This window comes from Gammaproteobacteria bacterium (genome assembly GCA_013151035.1).
Classification (GTDB): Bacteria; Pseudomonadota; Gammaproteobacteria; order JAADJB01; family JAADJB01; genus JAADJB01.
In genome coordinates this window covers 1-19,821 of the sequence record JAADJB010000002.1, presented here as the reverse complement: position 1 = coordinate 19,821, position 19,821 = coordinate 1, and the positions used below count along the sequence as shown (strand labels likewise).

Here is a 19,821-nt window from a genome sequence, read left to right as displayed (position 1 = left end):
TAGAAGATATTGAGGCTTTGTTGCCGGGTAGTGTTACGCAGGATCAGATAAGCCTTCGTTGAGCAAGAGCGTTGTTGGTTGAGCGCTTACGTTATATCTACCTAATGGGGACAGTATACCTGATTCATAGTGGTAAGAGCGCTGCTTCCTTACTGTTATTCAACGTTGCGGGGATGGGAAAATCATCGAGTAAAGATTACTCGTCCTGCCGAGCGTCTGTTGCGCATGATTTATCATAAATATGTGACAGGTCATTCTTCGATTCGAGATTTAATTGGAAGGCTGGGGCAGTCTAACAGGGATATTTATGTGGATGGTATGAGATTGGAGGAGACGGCTAATGGTTGGGCTGCAGCGGCTTGATTAAAGCACGGGAACTGGGGGGAGCAGACTTCAGGTCTGGGTTTTGTTGGGTTACGCGATAAATCGCTAACCCAACCTACAGGGTTTACGCTGTGAGTTCCTTATAGGTCGCGGCAAAGGCAGTAATCGCCTTGTCCAGATCCTGTTGGGTGTGTGCTGCTGATATCTGGGTGCGGATTCTGGCCTTGCCCTGGGGTACAACAGGGTAGAAGAAACCAATGGCGTAGATGCCATGTTCTAGCAGACGTTGTGACATCTTTTGTGCCAATACCGCATCACCTAACATAACCGGCACAATCGGATGATCACCGGCATCGACCTCAAAGCCTGCGGCTTGCATGCCTTTACGAAAATAATGAGTGTTTTCTTCCAGTCGGTCGCGTAATTCTGTCGATGCTGACAGCATATCCAGTGCGGCGATGGAGGCGGCACAGATAGCGGGGGCTACGGTATTGGAAAACAGGTAAGGGCGAGAACGCTGGCGTAACATGTCGATAATCTCTTTGCGTCCAGAGGTATAACCCCCCGAGGCACCGCCTAAGGCCTTGCCAAAGGTGCCGGTGATAATATCGACGCGATCCATTACACCACAATATTCGTGTATACCACGTCCGGTTTTGCCCATGAATCCCACTGCGTGACAATCATCATGATGTACCATGGCATCATATTGATCGGCTAGATCACAGATCTTGTCCAGTTGGGCAATGGTGCCATCCATCGAGAAAACCCCATCGGTGGTAATCAGGATGCGTCGTGCCCCGGCCTTTTTTGCCTCGGCGAGTTTTGCTTCAAGGTCTTGCATGTCATTATTTTTGTAGCGATAGCGAGCGGCTTTGCATAGACGCACTCCATCAATAATGGAGGCATGATTCAACTCATCGGATATGATGGCATCCTGTTTTCCCAGTAGGGTTTCAAACAGTCCGGTATTGGCATCAAAACAGGCGGCATAGAGGATCGTGCTCTCGGTCTTCAGGAATTCACTAACCTTTGCCTCCAGTGTCTTGTGAATGGTCTGTGTGCCGCAGATAAAACGCACCGAAGATAGCCCGAAACCCCATTGATCATAGCTGTCTTTCGCCGCCTTGATTAAAGTCGGGTTATTGGCCAGGCCGAGGTAATTGTTGGCGCACATATTGATGACCTCATGGCCATCGGCAAGGGTGATCGTATTTTTTTGCTCAGAGGCAATAACGCGTTCATTTTTCCATAAACCAGCCTCTTTGATGGCATTCAGATCTTCTGTCAAACTGATTTTTGCACTATTGAAACTCATAGGGTTACCTTCACTGCTTGTTCGTTTATTTGCCTTGTCCCGTTAACTCAAGAGACAGGGATTGCGCTTCTCTACCAGAGACCCTTGCCCGCATGGACGCGGGCGTGGAGCCTACATGGATGTATTCACGGCGTGTCTCTGTTAGAGGAGTGTGATCCCTGTCTCGACCTTAACAGGACAAAAATGATAGCTTGTCCTAATTCTCCCAGCTTAAAATAACCTTACCGGATTGCCCTGAACGCATGACATCAAACCCTTTTTGAAAGTCGGTATAGTGAAAACGGTGGGTGATGATTTTTTCCAACGGGATACCACTTTGTACCATCATGGAACCCTTGTACCAGGTCTCAAATATCTCACGTCCATAGATACCTTTAATATGCAGCCCCTTGAACACGACTTGATCCCAATCGATGCCGGTACCGTTGGGCATGATGGCTAACATGGCGATACTGCCACCGTTAATCATTCGACTCAACATATCCTTGAACGCATGGGGTGAGCCGGACATCTCCAGTCCGACATCAAAACCTTCGAGGATGCCGAGATCACGCATGAACTCGCGGCTAATGGCGCCATCATTCACATTCAGCGGAATGGCCTTGGGTACAATGCTCTTTGCCAATTTCAAGCGGTATTCATTGAGATCAGTAATAACAATATTACGCGCACCACAGTGAGAAGCGACCATTGCGGCCATGATGCCAATCGGCCCGGCACCGGTAATTAGCACATCTTCACCCACCATATTGAATGATAATGCGGTATGGATGGCGTTGCCGTAGGGGTCGAATACAGATAGCAGGTCGGTTGAAATGGGTTTGCCGGGCTTGAATACATTCTTCGCGGGTATTGACAGATATTCAGCAAAACAGCCGGTACGGTTGACTCCGACACCAATGGTATTCGGGCATAGATGACGTCGACCGGCCAGGCAATTACGGCAACGTTCACAAACGATATGACCCTCACCCGAGACCACATCGCCGATACTCACATCGCTGACATTGGCTCCCATCTCGACAATGGCACCGGCAAACTCATGGCCAACGGTCATCGGTACTGGAATCGTCTTTTGTGCCCATTCGTCCCAGTTGTAGATGTGGATATCGGTGCCACAGATTGCCGTTTTTTGTATTTTGATCAGGACATCGTTATTGCCGACCTCTGGTAGAGGAACATCTTCCAGCCATAGGCCTTCTTTGGCGTGTTTTTTTACCAGAGCTTTCATTGTCTTCATAGTGGGCCATTTTATTGGATTTTGATGGATTATACATGAAGATTTTATGGTGCGCAGTGCGCACCCTACCTAGTGCGCGGTGCGCATCCTACCGGTGGGATGTTATAATTAAATAAATTAAGGGATATGCCGTTATCTCGGTAGCATAGAGAATCCCACACAAGGTCAAATATCCGTTGAATAGTAAAGATGTTAATAATAACCTCAATCTTGAGGCGGGATTCTATGCGGATTTGCTGCGTGCCTACTTCGATAGTGCCAATGATGCCATTTTTGTACTCTGTAATGAATTAAAGTTTCTGGTTTGTAATAAACTGATGGAAGAGTGGATCGGTTTGACCGAGGTGGAGTTGGTACGTCATAACCAACGTCGTCCCATTACCGATTTATTAGGTCATACGGATAGTGTTGCTATATTCAAGCAAGCGACTGACAAGGTGCTATTGGGGCACAATCAACGCTTTGAATGCATGATTAGCCCAGCTACCACACAGGAACGCTGGCTTGAGATCAATATGACGCTGGTTGATCTTGATGCGGGTGAGATGATTATTGCGGTTGCCCGTGATGTGACCGAGAGACGGGAACAACTGGCTCAAATCTATTATCAGGCCAGCCACGATACGCTGACTGATTTACCGAATCGTTCTTTTCTACAGAATACACTGGACCAACATGCGACTAGTCATTTGCCTGTGTCTATTCTGATTATGGATATATCCCGCTTTAAGGATATCAATGAGGCATTGGGTTACGAGGTTGCTGATAGTATCCTTAAACATGTCGCTGAACGTCTGTCTGCTGCCTTTGCTGATAATCCAGACATTGTTGTTGGGCGGCTTGCCAGTGATCAATTTGTGATGCTGGCAACGGGTGCCAGTGCTGAACAGACAAAACAGATTGTTGAAATCATCAAGTTGCGCCTGGCGCGTCCCATACAGTTATCCCGTTTTGAATTGACGCTGGATATTAATATGGGTGTTGCATCCTACCCCGAGCATCTGGATAACTGCCGCAAGCTATTACAGGCGGCTGAATCAGCGTTGCACCATGCTAAATTGCATGCGACTAAGTCGGTTGTCGTCTATGACCCACTCTTTACTCAGAGTGGTGTGGAACGTCTGGAGCTGGTTAATGATCTACGTATCGCGATAGAAAGTGAACAGATTACTATTAATCTGCAACCCATTGTTCCACTGAAGGAACAACATGCCCCTTATCTTGAAGTGCTGGCTCGCTGGAATCACCCTGAAAAGGGGATGATCCCGCCGGATCAGTTTATTCCCTTGGCTGAGATGAGTGGTCAGATTATTCCACTCACTCATATTGTAATTGAGCAGGCGATTACACAATGTGCACCACTGTTAAATAGTGGTGAGATTGGTTCGATCTCGATCAATATTTCACCCCATTGTCTGCTCGACAAGACCTTGACTGAGACCATTAGTGCCCTGATAAAGCAGTATGATATCTCTCCCTCTTTACTCAAGTTTGAGATTACCGAGGGTGTCGCGATGTCTGAGCAGATGCAACAAAATACGGTGCAGGCACTGTTTGAGTTAGGGGTGCGTTTATCCATTGATGACTTTGGTACCGGGCACTCGTCGTTATCCAAGCTTAAGCAACTGCCGGTAACTGAATTGAAGATAGACCGATCTTTTATTACCGATATGCTGGTGGATGAGGATGATGCCGCTATTGTTGAAGCCAGTATTAATCTTGCCCACAATCTTGGGCTGCATGTGGTGGCTGAAGGTATTGAAGATGAAAAGACGCAAGATGAATTATTGCGCATGGGCTGTGATTATGCTCAGGGTTATCATCTCAGTTATCCACTGACCCTGGATCAGCTGCATGAGTGGTTGAAAAAATAAAAGCACTCAAAAAATTTGTTACAATCCCACATTATCAGGAATAATCGGGATGAGTTGCATGTCACGTACTCGTATCAAAATTTGTGGAATCACTAATGCTGAGGATGCGCTGGAGGCAGTGCGCCTTGGTGCGGATGCTATTGGTCTGGTGTTTTATCCACCCAGTCCGCGTTTTGTATCAGCCGAACAGGCTGTTGCAATCTGTCGTGTATTACCCCCTTTTGTGACCATAGTCGGTCTGTTTGTCGATGCAGGCAGGGATAGTATTGATCAGATTTTAGCCACTGTTCCGCTGGATCTCCTGCAGTTTCATGGAAATGAGTCAGCGGCAGATTGTGCGTGTTATAATCGCCCTTATATCAAGGCGGTGTCGATGAGTCCGGGACTGGATGTTAATGCTTATATGGCTGCTTATACGGATGCGCGGGGGTTTTTGCTGGATACCCATCATGTCTCTTTACCGGGTGGCAGTGGTGAAACGTTTGATTGGGGACGATTTCCTCAATCAGCAGCGCAGTCCTTGATTCTTGCTGGTGGGCTGGATGCTAATAATGTAGGTACAGCGATTACTCAACTCAAGCCTTATGGGGTGGATGTGAGTAGTGGAGTAGAGGCAAGCAAGGGGGTGAAAGATCATGCCCGATTAGCCGAATTTTTTCAAGAGGTAGTGAACGCGGATGCAAGAAACATCAAGTAAGGCAAATAAATTCACAGATTTGCCGGATGAGCATGGTCATTTTGGCCCCTATGGTGGGCTTTTTGTTGCCGAGACACTGATGGAACCCATCGAGGCGTTGACCTCGGTGTATGCAAAGCTGAGTCAGGATGCCGAATTTCAGGCCGAACTGGACAAGGATCTGGCGCATTATGTGGGTCGTCCATCACCGCTGTATCATGCCGAGTATCTCACGCGCAAGGTCGGTGGTGCACAGATCTATCTCAAACGTGAAGATCTGAATCATACCGGTGCGCACAAGATTAATAACACCATGGGACAGGCTCTGCTGGCACGTTACATGGGTAAGACCCGTATTATTGCTGAGACCGGTGCCGGTCAGCATGGTGTCGCCAGTGCCACGGTTGCCGCCCGTTTGGGTATGGAATGTGTGGTGTATATGGGGTCTGAGGATATCCGTCGTCAGGCGGCTAATGTCTATCGTATGCGTTTATTAGGTGCCGAGGTTGTCGCGGTAGAGTCGGGTTCCAAGACTCTCAAAGATGCCTTGAATGAGGCGTTGCGTGACTGGGTGACCAATGTCGATAATACCTTTTACATTATTGGTACGGTGGCAGGCCCTCATCCGTATCCCGCTATGGTGCGAGATTTTCAGGCAGTGATTGGACGTGAGGCGAGGCAACAAATACAAGATCAGGCCGGTTGCTTGCCGGATGCATTGGTGGCTTGTGTCGGTGGTGGTTCTAATGCCATTGGTTTGTTTCACCCCTTCCTCAATGATGAATCAGTCGCTCTTTATGGTGTTGAAGGGGGTGGTGATGGCATTGATACGGGTCGTCATGCCGCCCCGTTATGTGCCGGTCGTCCGGGTGTTTTACACGGTAATCGTACCTATCTGATGGAGGATGATGATGGTCAGATCATTGAGACCCATTCGATCTCGGCAGGTCTTGATTATCCGGGTGTCGGCCCTGAACATGCCTGGCTGAAGGACAGTGGACGCGCACAGTATGTGGCTGTTACCGATCAGCAAGCATTGGCAGCCTTCCATGAATTAACCCGTGTTGAGGGTATTATTCCTGCCCTGGAATCCAGTCATGCCATTGCCTATGGCATGGAGTTGGCGGCAGGCATGGCAGTGGAACAGAGCATTATTATTAATTTATCCGGACGTGGGGATAAGGATATTCACACCGTTGCTGCGATTGAGGGGATTGAGGTATGAGTCGTATTGCACAGCGTTTTGAGGCATTAAAGACGCAGGGGCGTAAGGCGCTGATCCCTTATATTACGGCGGGTGATCCGGTGCCGGGCATTACCGTCTCTTTAATGCACGCGATGGTTGAGTCGGGTGCTGATCTGATTGAACTGGGTGTGCCTTTTTCTGATCCGATGGCGGACGGCCCGGTGATTCAGGCGGCCTGTGAACGCGCTTTGTTGCACCATACCTCATTGCGTGACGTGCTGGCGATGGTGGAGGCGTTTCGGGTTAAGGATGCCGATACCCCGGTGATCCTGATGGGGTATCTGAATCCGATTGAGGTGATGGGGTACAAGATCTTTTCCGAGCAGGCGCGGGCAGCGGGTGTTGACGGGGTATTAACCGTTGATCTTCCTCCTGAAGAGGCTCATGATCTGGTTGAACATTTGCGTAATGATGGTATTGATATGATCTTTCTACTGGCACCCACCAGTCGTGACGAACGGATTGCCAAGGTGGCGAAGCTGGCATCGGGTTTTATCTATTATGTCTCGCTCAAAGGTGTTACCGGTGCAAAACAGTTGGATGTTGATTCGGTGAGTGAGGGTGTGAGCAAGATTAAGGCGGTGACTGATATTCCAGTGGGTGTGGGATTTGGTATTCGTGATGCGGCTGCGGCGGCTGCGGTGGCGAAGGTATCCGATGCGGTGGTGGTGGGTAGTGTGTTGGTGAATAAGATTGCTGAGTTGCAGGATGATCAGGAGCAGATTGCGGGTGCGTTAGTTAAGGTTTTGACGGGGATGCGGTGTGCTATGGATGAAGTGTCTTGAGTTTTTTGGGTTCGAGGCAGGGGCTGTTCATCTTGAACAGAGACACGCCGTAAATACATCCCTGTAGGCTCGATGCCCGCGTCCATGCGGGCAACGGTCTCTGTTCAAGATGAACACCTCCTACCTCTTGTAGTTAGCCGAATGGTTGTATTATTGAGTGGTATACTTGAAAGCATGTAGATTTATAGGTAAAGAATAATGAGTTGGTTTCAAAAATTATTACCGTCACGTATTCGTACTGATGCGGGTGAAAAGCGTAAGGTTCCTGAAGGGTTGTGGAGCAAATGTACGGCTTGTGATGCGGTGTTATATCGCACTGAGCTGGAACGTAACCTGGATGTGTGTCCAAAGTGTGATCATCACATGCGTATCCCGGCGCGTCGTCGTCTGGATCACTTTCTGGATAAGGATGGGCGTGAGGAACTGGCTGCAATTCTTGAGCCGGTTGATATTCTTAAATTCAAGGATAGTAAGAAATATAAGGATCGCATTGTACAGGGACAAAAGAAGACCGGGGAACGTGATGCCCTGATCGTGATGAAGGGTGAGTTAAAGGGGCTTCCTGTAGTCGCTGCGGCGTTTGAATTTGGTTTTATGGGCGGCTCTATGGGTGCGGTCGTTGGTGAACGTTTTGTGCGTGCGGTGGATTACTGTATCAAGCACAACCATGCCTTGATCTGTTTCTCGGCCAGTGGCGGGGCGCGGATGCAGGAAGCGTTATTCTCGTTGATGCAGATGGCTAAGACCAGTGCGGCATTGGCAAAATTATCGAAGGAGGGGATACCCTTTATTTCGGTATTGACTGACCCGACGATGGGTGGGGTATCGGCGAGTCTGGCGACCCTGGGTGATCTATTGATTGCTGAGCCGAATGCGTTGATTGGTTTTGCTGGTCCTCGCGTAATTGAGCAGACGGTGAGAGAGATATTGCCAGAGGGCTTTCAGCGTAGTGAATTCTTGCTGGAACATGGTGCGATTGATCTGATTGTCGATCGGCGTGAGATGCGTGATCGGGTGGCGGGTGTGATTGCTATGTTGACGCATGCGGTGGTGGCTGAATAACAGGTAGGGTGCGCACTGCGCACCAACTTTTCTGAAAAATTGCTTGGTAAGTTCGAGACATGAATTACACTTCTCTAACAGAGACACGCCGTGAATACATCTCTCGGCAATTGCTCCTGCATTGCTCTACCTACCTACATCCATGTAGGCGTGTAGGCTCGATGCCCACATCCCTGCGGGCAACGGTCTCTGTTCGAGAAGTGCAATCCCTGTCTCTTGAGTTAACGGGACAACAGTGAAACGGTATTTAGAGTGCGTTTTTCTACACTGACTGAATGGTTAGCCTGGCAGGAGACCCTGCATCCTCAAGCGATTGATCTGGGGCTGGAGCGGGTGGCGGCGGTTGCGGCTAGCTTAAATCTGTTGCACCCGGATGCATTGGTGATTAGTGTGGCGGGCACTAATGGCAAAGGTTCGACGCTGGCGATGCTGGAATCAATCTTGTGTGCGGCGGGTTATCGGGTGGGTAAATATACCTCGCCTCATTTACTACAATACAATGAACGGATCTGTGTTGATCAGCAATTGATTAGTGATTCTGATCTGTGTCATGTCTTTGCGCGTATTGATCGTGCGCGTGCTGATATTAGTCTCTCCTATTTTGAATTCTCTACCCTGGCAGCATTGCAATATTTTTTTGATCAGAAGGTCGATATATTTCTGTTGGAGGTAGGATTAGGTGGTCGTCTGGATGCGGTCAATATTATGGATGCAGATATTGCCCTGGTGACGAATGTGGATCTCGATCATCAGGACTGGTTGGGGGATGATGTGGAGAGCATTGCGTATGAGAAGGCGGGGATCTTTCGCACACAAAGACCAGCTATCTGTGCGCAGCCGCAGCCACCGTTGGCATTGATGCGACAGGTGCGTGATATTGCTGCTATCGGGTATCAGGCAGGTGTTGATTTTAGTTATCGGGTGGAGGCGGGGCGGTGGTCGTGGCACGCTGCGGACAAGTCAATCACATCGTTGCCTATGCCGGCCTTGCATGGGACGTTTCAATTGCAGAATGCGGCGGCGGTGATGCAGGTATTGCAATTGATTGAGGCTGATTTTCCGGTGAGTCAACAAGCATTGGAGTTGGGTTTGACTCATGTGCAACTGGCGGGAAGAATGCAGCATATCGACGGGGAAGTGGATTGTATTCTGGATGTAGCTCATAATCCACATGCTGCACGCGCATTGGTTAAGGCACTGCCTGAGAAGTCGGCAGGCGGGCGTTATTTACTGGTTTTGGGGATGCTTGCCGACAAGGATGTTGAGACCGTCACTAGTCTCCTCTCTACATTGTCCACACAATGGTATCTGGGCGGTCTGGATGTGAACCGTGGGTTGAGTGCGGAGGCATTGGCGGGGCGTGTTGTTGAATCACTGGATACGTTAACAATAGCGTGTCACGATGATATTTCCACGGCTCTTGTTGCGGCGAGGAAACAGGCTGGGGCTGGAGATACTATCCTGGTGTGTGGTTCATTTTATAGCGTGGCTGAGGCCTTGGTTTTTTTACAGCAGGAGAGAGATACTAATGAATGAACCTTTGAAGCAGCGTTTGGTGGGTGCCGCTGTATTAATCGGTTTGGCGATCATTTTTGTGCCATCGCTGATTGATCGTTCTGATCCTGTTAATGGTGATACCTTGCCTGCTATCCCGCAACAGCCGAAGCTTAAGGTGCGTAGTCATCTGCATGTATTGAAATTACCCCCGCCCATACAAGCTGATAAAGAGATGCGAGAGGTTGCGGTTGATGTGATAAAGAAGGCACCCGCTATGGTGAAGAAGGTGGCTGTTGAAGTAAAAAAGGCAGTTGTTGAAATAAAGAAAGCGCCGGTGCTAAAGAAAAAGATCGCTAAACTGGATGCCTGGGTGGTACAACTGGCTAGTTTCAAGAAAAAGGAGAATGCTTATACGCTCAGGGATAGGTTGCGAAAGAAGAGATATGATGCCTTTGTGCAACGGATTAAGATGGATGGCGGGGTGGTTTACCGTGTGCGTATTGGCCCTGAGTTGAAACGTGAGAGTGCTGAGAAGCTGCTCAAAAGGCTTATGAAGGAGACGAAATTGAAGGGTATTGTTAAGAAACATTCGCGTACATAGGGTAATGGGAAACTGTTATAATATTGGTTAGCCTGTTAGTTCGAGACAGGGGTTACTCTTCTCTAACAGAGACGCGCCGTGAAACCATCCATGGTGGCTCGACAGCCGCATTCCTGCGGCTGACGGTCTCTGTTAGAGAAGAGTAACCCCTGTCTCTTGAGTTAACGGGGCGGTAAAATGGCTAAGGGGTTAAGGAGCTGAGTATGAATTGGGCAGATTATGCCATTATTGGCATCCTGGTGTTGTCGACATTATTGAGTATCTGGCGCGGTTTTATTAAAGAGGCGCTTTCCTTGGTGTCCTGGATTATTGCTGTCTGGGTGGCATTAAATTTTTCAGAGGCGTTTTCGGTTTTTCTGAGTGACTGGATTGAACTGCCCTCGGCGCGTATGGCGGCGGCCTTTACTATCCTGTTTATCCTGGTTCTGTTATTGGGTAGCCTGGTGAATCATCTGGCATCACAGTTGATTCAAAAGACCGGTTTAAGTGGTATGGATCGGGTTTTAGGTTCGGTTTTTGGTGTGATCCGTGGCGTTATTATTGTGGGTGTTATAGTGTTGTTGGCAGGGCTAACGGCGGCTCCAATGGATCCGTGGTGGCAGGACTCACAGTTGATGCCCTATTTTGAACGACTGGCCATTATTGTGCGGGATTATTTTCCGGATGATATCGCAAGTTATATTGAATATTAGTTAATTAAGGCGAAGTCTAATGTGCGGGATTATTGGTATTGTTGCCCATGATGTAGTGAATCAGGCGCTCTATGATGGTTTAACGGTGTTGCAACACCGGGGGCAGGATGCGGCGGGCATTATGACTGTGGATAATAATCGTCTCTATCTGCGTAAGGCGAATGGCCTGGTGAAGGATGTTTTTCATACCCGACACATGATCAATCTGCGTGGTAATATGGGTATCGGTCATGTGCGCTATCCTACTGCTGGCTGTGAAAGTTCGGCTGAGGCACAGCCTTTTTATGTCAACTCGCCCTATGGTATCAGTCTTGCTCATAATGGCAATCTGACCAATGTGGATGAATTAAAACATGATCTTTTTGTTGAAGATCTACGCCATATCAATACTGATTCGGATTCCGAGATCCTACTCAATGTCTTTGCTCATGAATTACAGCAGCAGGGCAAGGTAAAGATTGATGAAAGTGATGTGTTTGCGGCGATAGAACGTCTGCACAAGCGTTGTCAGGGTGGTTATGCCGCCGTCTCCATGATCACCGGTTATGGCCTGGTGGGTTTCCGTGATCCTCTGGGTATACGTCCGTTGATTATTGGTCGTCGCAATACTGATAACGGTGTTGAATATATGTTGGCATCGGAGAGTGTGGCACTGGATGCGCTGGGTTTTGAAATATTGCGTGATGTGGCTCCGGGTGAGGCAGTTTATGTCACTATGGATGGTCAGTTGCATACCCAACAATGTTCTGACAAGGCGCGTTATGCCCCTTGTATCTTTGAGTATGTTTATCTAGCGCGCCCTGATTCAATTATTGATAAGGTCTCGGTTTATAAGGCGCGTTTGCGCATGGGTGAACGTCTGGCAGAGAAGATCCAGCGTATCCGTCCCGAGCATGATATTGATGTGGTAATTCCGATCCCTGATACCAGTCGTACCTCGGCACTACAGTTGGCGAATACGCTGAATATCAAATATCGCGAGGGTTTTATTAAGAATCGTTACATTGGTCGTACCTTTATTATGCCGGGGCAGCAGGAACGTAAGAAATCGGTGCGCCAGAAATTGAATGCAATCGAACTCGAATTCAAGGGTAAAAATGTATTGTTGGTAGATGACTCGATTGTGCGTGGTACCACCTCACAGCAGATTATTCAGATGGCGCGTGATGCCGGTGCCAACAAGGTTTATTTTGCCTCAGCCGCACCGGCGGTACGTTATCCCAATGTCTATGGTATTGATATGCCAACCACTGATGAGTTAATTGCTTCTGGTCGTGAGACGGAAGAGGTGTGTGAGGTGATTGGTGCGGACTGGTTGATCTATCAGGATCTGGACGATTTGATTGATACCGTGCGGCATGGTAATAATGAGCTCACCGAGTTTGATGACGCGGTGTTTACCGGGCGTTATGTGACAGGTGATATTACCGAGGCCTATTTACAGCAGCTTGAAGATCAGCGTAGTGAAGGGGCGAAGAGTGATCGGCGCGAAGAGGTTGATGAAGGGATTGAGATGTATAACAATGCTTGATGTGAAAATGTATTGGTGCGCAATGCGCACCCTACCGGTGGGTATTGGTAGGGCGCGTACCACGCACCAGAAATATTGGTAGGGCGCGTACGTACCACGCACCAGAAGTAGGTCGGGTTTTACCCCAAAGTGAGGAAATCTATGGCACAGGACTTCGATGAATTTGAATTTTCTACCCGGGCGGTGCGCTCTGGTCAGGTGCGTAGTGCGGAAGGGGAACACTCGGACCCTATTTTTCTGACCTCAAGCTATGTCTTTGGTAGTGCGGCTGAGGCGGCGGCGCGTTTCTCCGGTGATCAGCCGGGCAATATCTATTCCCGTTTTACTAATCCTACTGTGCGTACCTTTGAACAACGTCTGGCGAGTCTGGAGGGGGGTGAGTCCTGTGTGGCTACCGGTTCGGGTATGGCGGCTATTTTAGCAACTTGTATGGGACTGATGCAGGCAGGTCAGCATATTGTGTCCTCACAAAGTATCTTTGGTAGCACCACGGTGTTGTTCTCAACCTTTATGGATCGCTTCGGGGTGAAAACCAGTTATGTGCCGATTGATGATCTGGCAGCCTGGGAACAGGCGATTCGCCCGGAGACCCGTTTGTTGTTTGTGGAGTCACCTTCTAACCCTCTGACTGAGTTGGCGGATATTACTGCGCTGGCTGAATTGGCTCATGCCCATGATTGTTTGTTGGTCGTGGATAACTGTTTTTGTACCCCGGCATTACAGCGTCCGCTGGAGATGGGGGCGGATGTGGTTATTCATTCGGCGACCAAGTATCTGGATGGGCAGGGGCGTTGTATGGGCGGTGCCGTGGTGGGTAATGCGGAACTGGTGGGTACGGATGTGTTTGCCTTTTTGCGTACTGCCGGGCCGAGTATGAGTCCATTCAATGCCTGGGTGTTTCTCAATGGTCTGGAGACCCTGGCACTACGCATGAAGGCGCATAGTGATAATGCATTGGCGTTGGCGCAGTGGTTGGAGCAACAGCCTGCAATAGAACGTGTGTACTATCCGGGGCTGGCCTCGCATCCACAGTATGAGTTGGCAAAACGCCAGCAGAGTCAGGCCGGCGGTATTGTGGCCTTTGATGTGGTGGGAGGTAAAGAGGCGGCCTGGAGGCTTGTTGATGCTACCCAAATCTTGTCCATTACCGCGAACCTGGGTGATACCAAGACCACGATTACCCATCCGGCAACGACTACACATGGTCGATTGACACCGGAGCAACGTGCCGAGTCAGGGATTGGTGATGGATTGATTCGTATTGCGGTGGGTTTGGAGGATATCAATGATATCCAGCAGGATCTGGCTCGCGGTATGGTTTAGATTATTTGATGGTGCGCAGTGCGCACCCTACCAAAGCAACACGGTAGGGTGCGTATTACGCACCAGGTATCACTTGTAGCCGACATCCACCTTCACCACAAATCAACACACTCCCTTGCTGATACCAGTCACCCACGACCATACGTTGCCCGCTATCCAATTCATGAATGGCAGGGCGGTGAGTATGGCCATGAATCATGTGTCGTACATTATGGGTCTGCATCATCAGGCTAACAGCCTCAGCATTGACATCCATAATGGCATTCGACTTGCCTTGATTGGCCTGAACACTCCCGTCTCGCAATTCCTGCGCAATGGCGCGACGCTCTGCGATACTTTTAGCAAGAAAACCCTGTTGCCAGTCCGGGCTACGTACCTGGCTACGAAAGGCCTGATATTCATGGTCATCGGTACAGAGTTCATCGCCATGCAGTAACAGGGTGGTTGTACCCTGAATATCCATCACCATTGGGCCGTGTAGTAACTGCATCCCTGTTTGTTTTATAAAGTCTTTAGCGATCAGAAAGTCACGATTACCCGCCAGGAAAAAAATATCGATTCCGGTCTTGGATAGTTGATGGATAGCATCAATAACAGGTTGCTGCCAGCTCTCGATGGCATCATCACCGATCCATACCTCAAACAGGTCACCGAGGATAAACAGACGCTGGCATGAATCCGGCAGAGTGCCTAGCCAGTCGATAAACAGCGTGGTGATTTCGCCCCGGGACGGGTCGAGGTGTAGATCAGCAATGAAGTAGTCTTGCGCCATGAGTAGGGGTGCAATGAGACATCCTTGTCTGCTTATACGACGATCTTATTCAACAATGGTGACTGATTCGATGATGACATCATCAACCGGTACGTCACCATGTCCCATACGTGTTGTGGTCGCAACTTTTTCAATCGCCTCAACCACATCCGCACCAGCACTTACCTTGCCAAAGACGCAATAACCCCAGCCCTGAGCAGTGGGTGCAGAGAAATCCAGGAAGTGATTGTCCTTAGCATTGATGAAGAACTGTGAGGAGGCTGAATCCGGATCAGGGGTGCGCGCCATAGCAACGGTACCCTTCAGATTACTCAGGCCATTATCGGCCTCATTCTTGATCTCAGCATTGGTGTCTTTTTGACTCATACCCGGTTCAAAACCGCCACCCTGGATCATGAAACCGGGGATAACACGGTGAAAGATAGTGCCATCATAAAAACCGGCCTTGGCATATTCCAGGAAATTGGCAACGGTACCCGGTGCCTTTTCAGCGTTCAGTTCAAGGGTGATATCGCCGTGATTGGTTTTGAGTATTACTGTCGTCATAGTGCGAGTCTCTGTGTTGTTGTCAGTGGCAGCCTGTGCCGCTGTGCAGGTCAAAAGAAAAAGGCTTAATAAAAGCGTACGAATGATGGTCATAATGAAGTTTATCCTCAGTATTTAATACAAAAAAATTGAACGCTATTGATACTGGTTGAACATTATAATCATTTATGGGAATAGAGGCTACGCCTGTTCGTGGTAGAATAGGCGTTATTATTGGGTTAGTAGATGAAGTATTAGGCTTATGTTACAAATTTTTAATAGTATGACGCGTACTAAAGAGGTATTTATCCCGATTGATGAGGGTAAGGTGCGTATGTATGTCTGTGGGATGACAGTCTATGACTATTGTCATATTGGTCATGCGCGTGTGCTGGTGGTGTTTGATGTGGTGGTGCGTTATCTGCGTGCGCTTGGCTATGAGGTGACTTATGTGCGTAATGTCACCGATGTGGATGACAAGATTATTCAACGTGCCCTTGAAAATGGTGAGGATATTGCCGAGCTGACCGAACGTTTTATCCAGGCTATGCATGAGGATGCAGCGGCACTGGCGGTGTTGCCGCCAGATGAGGAACCTCGTGCCACACATTCGATGGATGATATTATCAGCATGATTCAGACTCTGATTGATAAGGGTTATGCCTATCAGGCGAGTAATGGTGATGTCTATTATGATGTCAGCCGTTTTGAGAGCTATGGCCAGTTATCAGGCAAGAATACCGATGACCTGCAGGCGGGTGCGCGTGTGGCAGTGAATGATGTTAAAGATGATCCGCTGGATTTTGTCTTGTGGAAGGTCGCCAAGCCAGATGAACCGAGCTGGGAATCCCCTTGGGGTAATGGTCGACCGGGTTGGCATATCGAGTGTTCCGCGATGTCGGCCTGTTGTCTGGGAAATCACTTTGATATCCATGGTGGCGGGCAGGATCTACAGTTTCCACACCATGAAAATGAGATTGCTCAGAGTGAGGCAGCACATGGTGAGAAGTTCGTTAATTTGTGGATGCACAATGGTTTTGTACGGGTTGATAACGAGAAGATGTCCAAGTCACTGGGTAACTTCTTTACTATTCGTGAGGTGTTGAAAAAATACGCTGCCGAGGTGGTGCGTTATTTTATCCTTTCCAGTCATTATCGTAGCCCGTTGAATTACTCTGATCAGCATCTGGATAATGCGCGTGCAGCACTGGATACCTTATATACCGCTCTGCGCGGGATTGAGCTTGATGCGGCATTTATCCCGGATAAGACCGATACCAGCTATCAGCGTTTTGAACAGGTGATGGATGATGATTTTAATACCGCCGAGGTCTTAGCCATCCTGTTTAATCTGGCGCGTGAGGTGAATCGCCTGCGTGATACTGATCCAGCACTTGCGGTGCAAGCAGCGGGCATGTTGCGGTATCTGGGAAGTCTGTTGGGTATTCTGCAACAAGACCCGCAAGCCTTTCTGCAATCTGCCGGTAATGAACAAGAGGGTTTGAGTGCCGATGAGATTGATCGCTTGATTGCACAGCGTAAACAGGCGCGCATTGACAAGGACTGGGCGGAGGCGGATCGAGTGCGTGATCTGCTGGATGAGAATAAGATCCTGTTGGAAGATAGTGTCGATGGCACCATTTGGCGCCGAGGATGAAGGGCTGGTTGGATCACATCCCTTATACCATCCTGATTCCGCTTGCTATTGTGCTGGGTCTGGCTCCGTTTAACCCGGAGCCACATCTATGGCAAAAGTTGAAGATGTTGTTTTCTGGTGAACTGGGTCGTCCGGTCGATATCTTTGATCTCTTTATGCACGGCACACCGCTTGCCTTATTGCTATTCAAGTTTGCCAGACAGGGGGCAGACTAAATCATGACCACTGATGCTGAAGAACTACTGGAACGACACAAGAACCTAGTGCATTCAGAGATGCAAAAGGTGATATCGCATGTGCAGCGCAATAGTGATGGCTGGATATTGAATACCGTGATGATCGAAGATTGTGATGCACCGTTCAAATACAAACGTAAAAAGGCGTACAAGAATTTGCAAGGTGCACGGGTTAATCTGACCTATTACCCGGCAACAGAGCGGGTAGCCGGAATGAAATTTGAGATTATGAACGTGGTCAGGATTCGGCTTGCATGAGCGCAGTTGTTGGTCTGTTGATTGAAGCAGATGATCTGTTGCAGTATGCCGAAACATTAGCCCACCGTTTTTCCTTTCCCTTGTTGCAAGACTCTCCTGATAACGGGTTTTATCTATATTATAGTGCTGAGGGTCTTGCCTTGTATCAGGCAGGTGATAAGGCACCGGGGCCGGTAGCTATTGATTTTGTTAGTGGTACATTAGGTCATCGCTTACGTTTTGGTGGTGGTCGAGGTCAACCGTTAGCGCGTGCAATGGGGATTAAATCCGGATTCACCCCGACCATCTGGGATGCCACCGCCGGTCTCGGCAGAGATGCCTTTGTGTTGGCAAGTCTGGGTTGCGACGTGCGCATGAGTGAGCGTTATTCGGTATTGGTCGCCTTGCTGGAAGATGGTCTCAGACGTGCAGTGATGGATGAAGCCGCAGAGACATGGATAGCGCAACGTCTACATCTACAACAGGGAGATTCAATCCAGCTATTAGCAGAACTGGAAGATGCATGCCATTCCGATGAAGACAGCCACCCCGGCAAAGACAGTCACCCCGGCAAAAATTGTCATTCCCGCGAAGGCGGGAATCCCCAACCACAAAACACTAATCCCGATGTTATCTACCTCGATCCCATGTACCCCGAAGGTAAAGGGCGTGTATTGGTTAAAAAGGAGATGCGTGCCTTGCAGCAGTTATTGTCAGGCGATCCTGATGCCGATCAGTTATTGATGGTTGCCCTGGATAAGGCACAACGTCGGGTAGTGGTTAAGCGACCCATGCGTGCGGGCTACCTGGGGGATAAAAAACCTTCTGTTAGTGTGGAGAGCAAGAAGACGCGTTATGATATTTACGTGACCTCTTGTGGTTGATTTTGAATCGTAGGATGCGCACTGCGCACCAATTACCGGTAAGTTCGAGACATGAATCACGCTTCTCTACCAGAGACACGCCGTGAAACCATCCATGGTGGCTCCACGCCCGCGTCCATGCGGGCAAGGGTCTCTGATAGAGAAGCGCCATCCCTGTCTCTTGAGTTAATGGGATAGCAATGATGTGGGATGAAAAATATAGCACAGATGAATATATCTACGGCACCGAGCCTAATGATTTTTTGCTTGAATGTATGGAACAGATTCCGCAAGGCCGGGTGCTTTGTCTGGCAGATGGTGAAGGCAGGAACTCGGTAGCACTGGCGCGTGCAGGCTATCAGGTGACCGCTGTTGATTCATCTATTGTCGGGGTGGGAAAGGCGAGCAGGCTGGCAGCAGACAATGATGTCGAGGTTGAGTATATCCATGCCGATCTTGCTGAGTATGCGATTGTAGAAGGGGAATGGGCGGGCATTATCTCCATCTTTTGCCATGTGCATCCTGATATCCGTAACTCCCTGCATCAAGCCATTGTGGCTGGTCTGCAACCCGGTGGGGTATTGGTGTTGGAGGCCTATACCCCGGAACAGTTGGGTATGGGGACGGGTGGGCCACCTGTGGCTGAATTGACGATGCAACAGTCACAGTTAGAGCAGGATTTTGAGGTGCTGGATATCCTGCATGTTAGGGAGTTACAGCGTGAAGTGGTGGAGGGTACGCACCATACCGGTATGGGTGCTGTCGTGCAGTTATTGGCAAGGAAATAACAGGCCTTTATTAAGCCATTTTTTCATTGACCTTATCGGCAATGGGCGGTATCATTTGCGCCCTCAGAAACGAGTATTAAAACGTTTCAAAATCGGGGTATAGCGCAGTCTGGTAGCGCGCCTGCTTTGGGAGCAGGATGTCGGGAGTTCGAATCTCTCTACCCCGACCAAATTCAGTTTCTGCGCCCGTAGCTCATTTGGATAGAGCATCGGCCTTCTAAGCCGAGGGTAGCAGGTTCGAATCCTGCCGGGCGCGCCATATCCGGTGGATTTCATACAAAAGGTTTCAATGGTGGGTGTAGCTCAGTTGGTAGAGCCCCGGATTGTGATTCCGGTCGTCGGGGGTTCAAGTCCCCTCATCCACCCCATATCTTCGAAAAGGTCTGATTTTTATCAGGCCTTTTTTGTTTTTATTGCCCTTACGCGCCTAATTGATAGAAATAGCGATTTACAACAAAGAATCCGGATAGCATCAATGCACTAATGAAATTGCCAGCCTGCAAGACGATTCTGGCGGCCTATCATTTCAAAGTAAGCCGTAATATCGGCACTTAAAAGAGACTTGATTTTATGG

The 19,821-nt window shown here is 49.0% G+C and carries 21 protein-coding genes and 3 tRNA genes; 20 read left to right on the top strand and 4 right to left on the bottom strand.

What is annotated here, in order from left to right; all coding sequences use genetic code 11:
* The first annotated feature begins 165 nt into the window (after positions 1 to 165).
* Complete coding sequence (locus tag GXP22_00380) at positions 166 to 363, top strand: hypothetical protein (protein NOX07946.1); 198 nt, start codon at positions 166 to 168, stop codon at positions 361 to 363.
* Between the two features lie 85 nt (positions 364 to 448).
* Here GXP22_00380 and kbl read toward each other — a convergent pair whose 3' ends face one another.
* Complete coding sequence (gene kbl / locus GXP22_00375) at positions 449 to 1,642, bottom strand: glycine C-acetyltransferase (GenBank protein ID NOX07945.1); 1,194 nt, start codon at positions 1,640 to 1,642, stop codon at positions 449 to 451.
* 196 nt (positions 1,643 to 1,838) lie between these two features.
* Positions 1,839 to 2,873, bottom strand: coding sequence for an L-threonine 3-dehydrogenase (tdh, locus tag GXP22_00370; GenBank protein ID NOX07944.1), 1,035 nt, complete (start codon positions 2,871 to 2,873; stop codon positions 1,839 to 1,841).
* A 185-nt stretch (positions 2,874 to 3,058) separates the two neighbouring features.
* Between tdh and GXP22_00365 the strand changes: the two genes are divergently transcribed.
* From GXP22_00365 to GXP22_00315, 11 genes are all read left to right on the top strand, one after another.
* The gene (locus GXP22_00365; GenBank protein NOX07943.1) at positions 3,059 to 4,756 is read left to right on the top strand and encodes an EAL domain-containing protein; all 1,698 of its coding nucleotides are present in this window, start codon (positions 3,059 to 3,061) and stop codon (positions 4,754 to 4,756) included.
* A 58-nt stretch (positions 4,757 to 4,814) separates the two neighbouring features.
* Positions 4,815 to 5,453: a phosphoribosylanthranilate isomerase gene (locus tag GXP22_00360; protein NOX07942.1), complete on the top strand. Its 639-nt coding sequence runs from the start codon at positions 4,815 to 4,817 to the stop codon at positions 5,451 to 5,453.
* On the top strand, positions 5,434 to 6,657 hold the full coding sequence (gene trpB / locus GXP22_00355; GenBank protein NOX07941.1) for a tryptophan synthase subunit beta: 1,224 nt from the start codon (positions 5,434 to 5,436) through the stop codon (positions 6,655 to 6,657). The genes GXP22_00360 and trpB overlap by 20 nt, the downstream gene beginning before the upstream one ends.
* The gene (locus GXP22_00350; protein ID NOX07940.1) at positions 6,654 to 7,463 is read left to right on the top strand and encodes a tryptophan synthase subunit alpha; all 810 of its coding nucleotides are present in this window, start codon (positions 6,654 to 6,656) and stop codon (positions 7,461 to 7,463) included. The genes trpB and GXP22_00350 overlap by 4 nt, the downstream gene beginning before the upstream one ends.
* Before the next feature lie 198 nt (positions 7,464 to 7,661).
* Positions 7,662 to 8,525, top strand: a complete 864-nt coding sequence (locus GXP22_00345; protein NOX07939.1) for an acetyl-CoA carboxylase carboxyltransferase subunit beta — start codon at positions 7,662 to 7,664, stop codon at positions 8,523 to 8,525.
* A 59-nt stretch (positions 8,526 to 8,584) separates the two neighbouring features.
* Positions 8,585 to 8,764, top strand: a complete 180-nt coding sequence (locus tag GXP22_00340) for a hypothetical protein (protein ID NOX07938.1) — start codon at positions 8,585 to 8,587, stop codon at positions 8,762 to 8,764.
* 13 nt (positions 8,765 to 8,777) lie between these two features.
* Positions 8,778 to 10,061, top strand: a complete 1,284-nt coding sequence (gene folC, locus GXP22_00335) for a bifunctional tetrahydrofolate synthase/dihydrofolate synthase (protein ID NOX07937.1) — start codon at positions 8,778 to 8,780, stop codon at positions 10,059 to 10,061.
* Complete coding sequence (locus GXP22_00330; GenBank protein ID NOX07936.1) at positions 10,054 to 10,623, top strand: hypothetical protein; 570 nt, start codon at positions 10,054 to 10,056, stop codon at positions 10,621 to 10,623. The genes folC and GXP22_00330 overlap by 8 nt, the downstream gene beginning before the upstream one ends.
* Positions 10,624 to 10,826: 203 nt before the next feature.
* Positions 10,827 to 11,315 carry a CvpA family protein gene (locus GXP22_00325; GenBank protein ID NOX07935.1) on the top strand — a complete coding sequence of 163 codons (489 nt, stop codon included), beginning with the start codon at positions 10,827 to 10,829 and terminating at the stop codon, positions 11,313 to 11,315.
* 19 nt (positions 11,316 to 11,334) lie between these two features.
* Complete coding sequence (purF, locus tag GXP22_00320; protein NOX07934.1) at positions 11,335 to 12,846, top strand: amidophosphoribosyltransferase; 1,512 nt, start codon at positions 11,335 to 11,337, stop codon at positions 12,844 to 12,846.
* 141 nt (positions 12,847 to 12,987) lie between these two features.
* Positions 12,988 to 14,169, top strand: a complete 1,182-nt coding sequence (locus GXP22_00315) for an O-succinylhomoserine sulfhydrylase (GenBank protein NOX07933.1) — start codon at positions 12,988 to 12,990, stop codon at positions 14,167 to 14,169.
* A gap of 55 nt (positions 14,170 to 14,224) precedes the next feature.
* Here the strand turns inward: GXP22_00315 and GXP22_00310 are convergent, their stop codons facing one another.
* Together GXP22_00310 and GXP22_00305 are read right to left on the bottom strand one after the other, a co-directional pair.
* On the bottom strand, positions 14,225 to 14,941 hold the full coding sequence (locus GXP22_00310) for a UDP-2,3-diacylglucosamine diphosphatase (protein ID NOX07932.1): 717 nt from the start codon (positions 14,939 to 14,941) through the stop codon (positions 14,225 to 14,227).
* A gap of 45 nt (positions 14,942 to 14,986) precedes the next feature.
* Positions 14,987 to 15,487 (bottom strand): peptidyl-prolyl cis-trans isomerase, encoded by a 501-nt coding sequence (locus GXP22_00305; GenBank protein ID NOX07931.1) that lies wholly within the window; start codon positions 15,485 to 15,487, stop codon positions 14,987 to 14,989.
* A gap of 241 nt (positions 15,488 to 15,728) precedes the next feature.
* Between GXP22_00305 and GXP22_00300 the strand changes: the two genes are divergently transcribed.
* From GXP22_00300 to GXP22_00265, 8 genes are all read left to right on the top strand, one after another.
* Positions 15,729 to 17,123, top strand: a complete 1,395-nt coding sequence (locus tag GXP22_00300) for a cysteine--tRNA ligase (protein NOX07930.1) — start codon at positions 15,729 to 15,731, stop codon at positions 17,121 to 17,123.
* An 8-nt stretch (positions 17,124 to 17,131) separates the two neighbouring features.
* On the top strand, positions 17,132 to 17,338 hold the full coding sequence (locus tag GXP22_00295; GenBank protein NOX07929.1) for an RND transporter: 207 nt from the start codon (positions 17,132 to 17,134) through the stop codon (positions 17,336 to 17,338).
* Between the two features lie 3 nt (positions 17,339 to 17,341).
* Positions 17,342 to 17,617, top strand: a complete 276-nt coding sequence (locus tag GXP22_00290; protein NOX07928.1) for a hypothetical protein — start codon at positions 17,342 to 17,344, stop codon at positions 17,615 to 17,617.
* Positions 17,614 to 18,480, top strand: coding sequence for a class I SAM-dependent methyltransferase (locus GXP22_00285; GenBank protein NOX07927.1), 867 nt, complete (start codon positions 17,614 to 17,616; stop codon positions 18,478 to 18,480). Before GXP22_00290 ends, GXP22_00285 begins: the two co-directional genes overlap by 4 nt.
* Positions 18,481 to 18,662: 182 nt before the next feature.
* A complete protein-coding gene (locus GXP22_00280; GenBank protein ID NOX07926.1) occupies positions 18,663 to 19,247 on the top strand; it encodes a methyltransferase domain-containing protein in 585 nt (194 codons plus the stop codon).
* A gap of 93 nt (positions 19,248 to 19,340) precedes the next feature.
* A tRNA-Pro gene (locus GXP22_00275) sits at positions 19,341 to 19,417 on the top strand.
* Positions 19,418 to 19,429: 12 nt separating this feature from the next.
* Positions 19,430 to 19,506, top strand: a tRNA-Arg gene (locus GXP22_00270).
* Positions 19,507 to 19,539: 33 nt separating this feature from the next.
* Positions 19,540 to 19,615: transfer RNA gene (locus GXP22_00265), tRNA-His, on the top strand.
* The last annotated feature ends 206 nt before the right edge of the window (positions 19,616 to 19,821 follow it).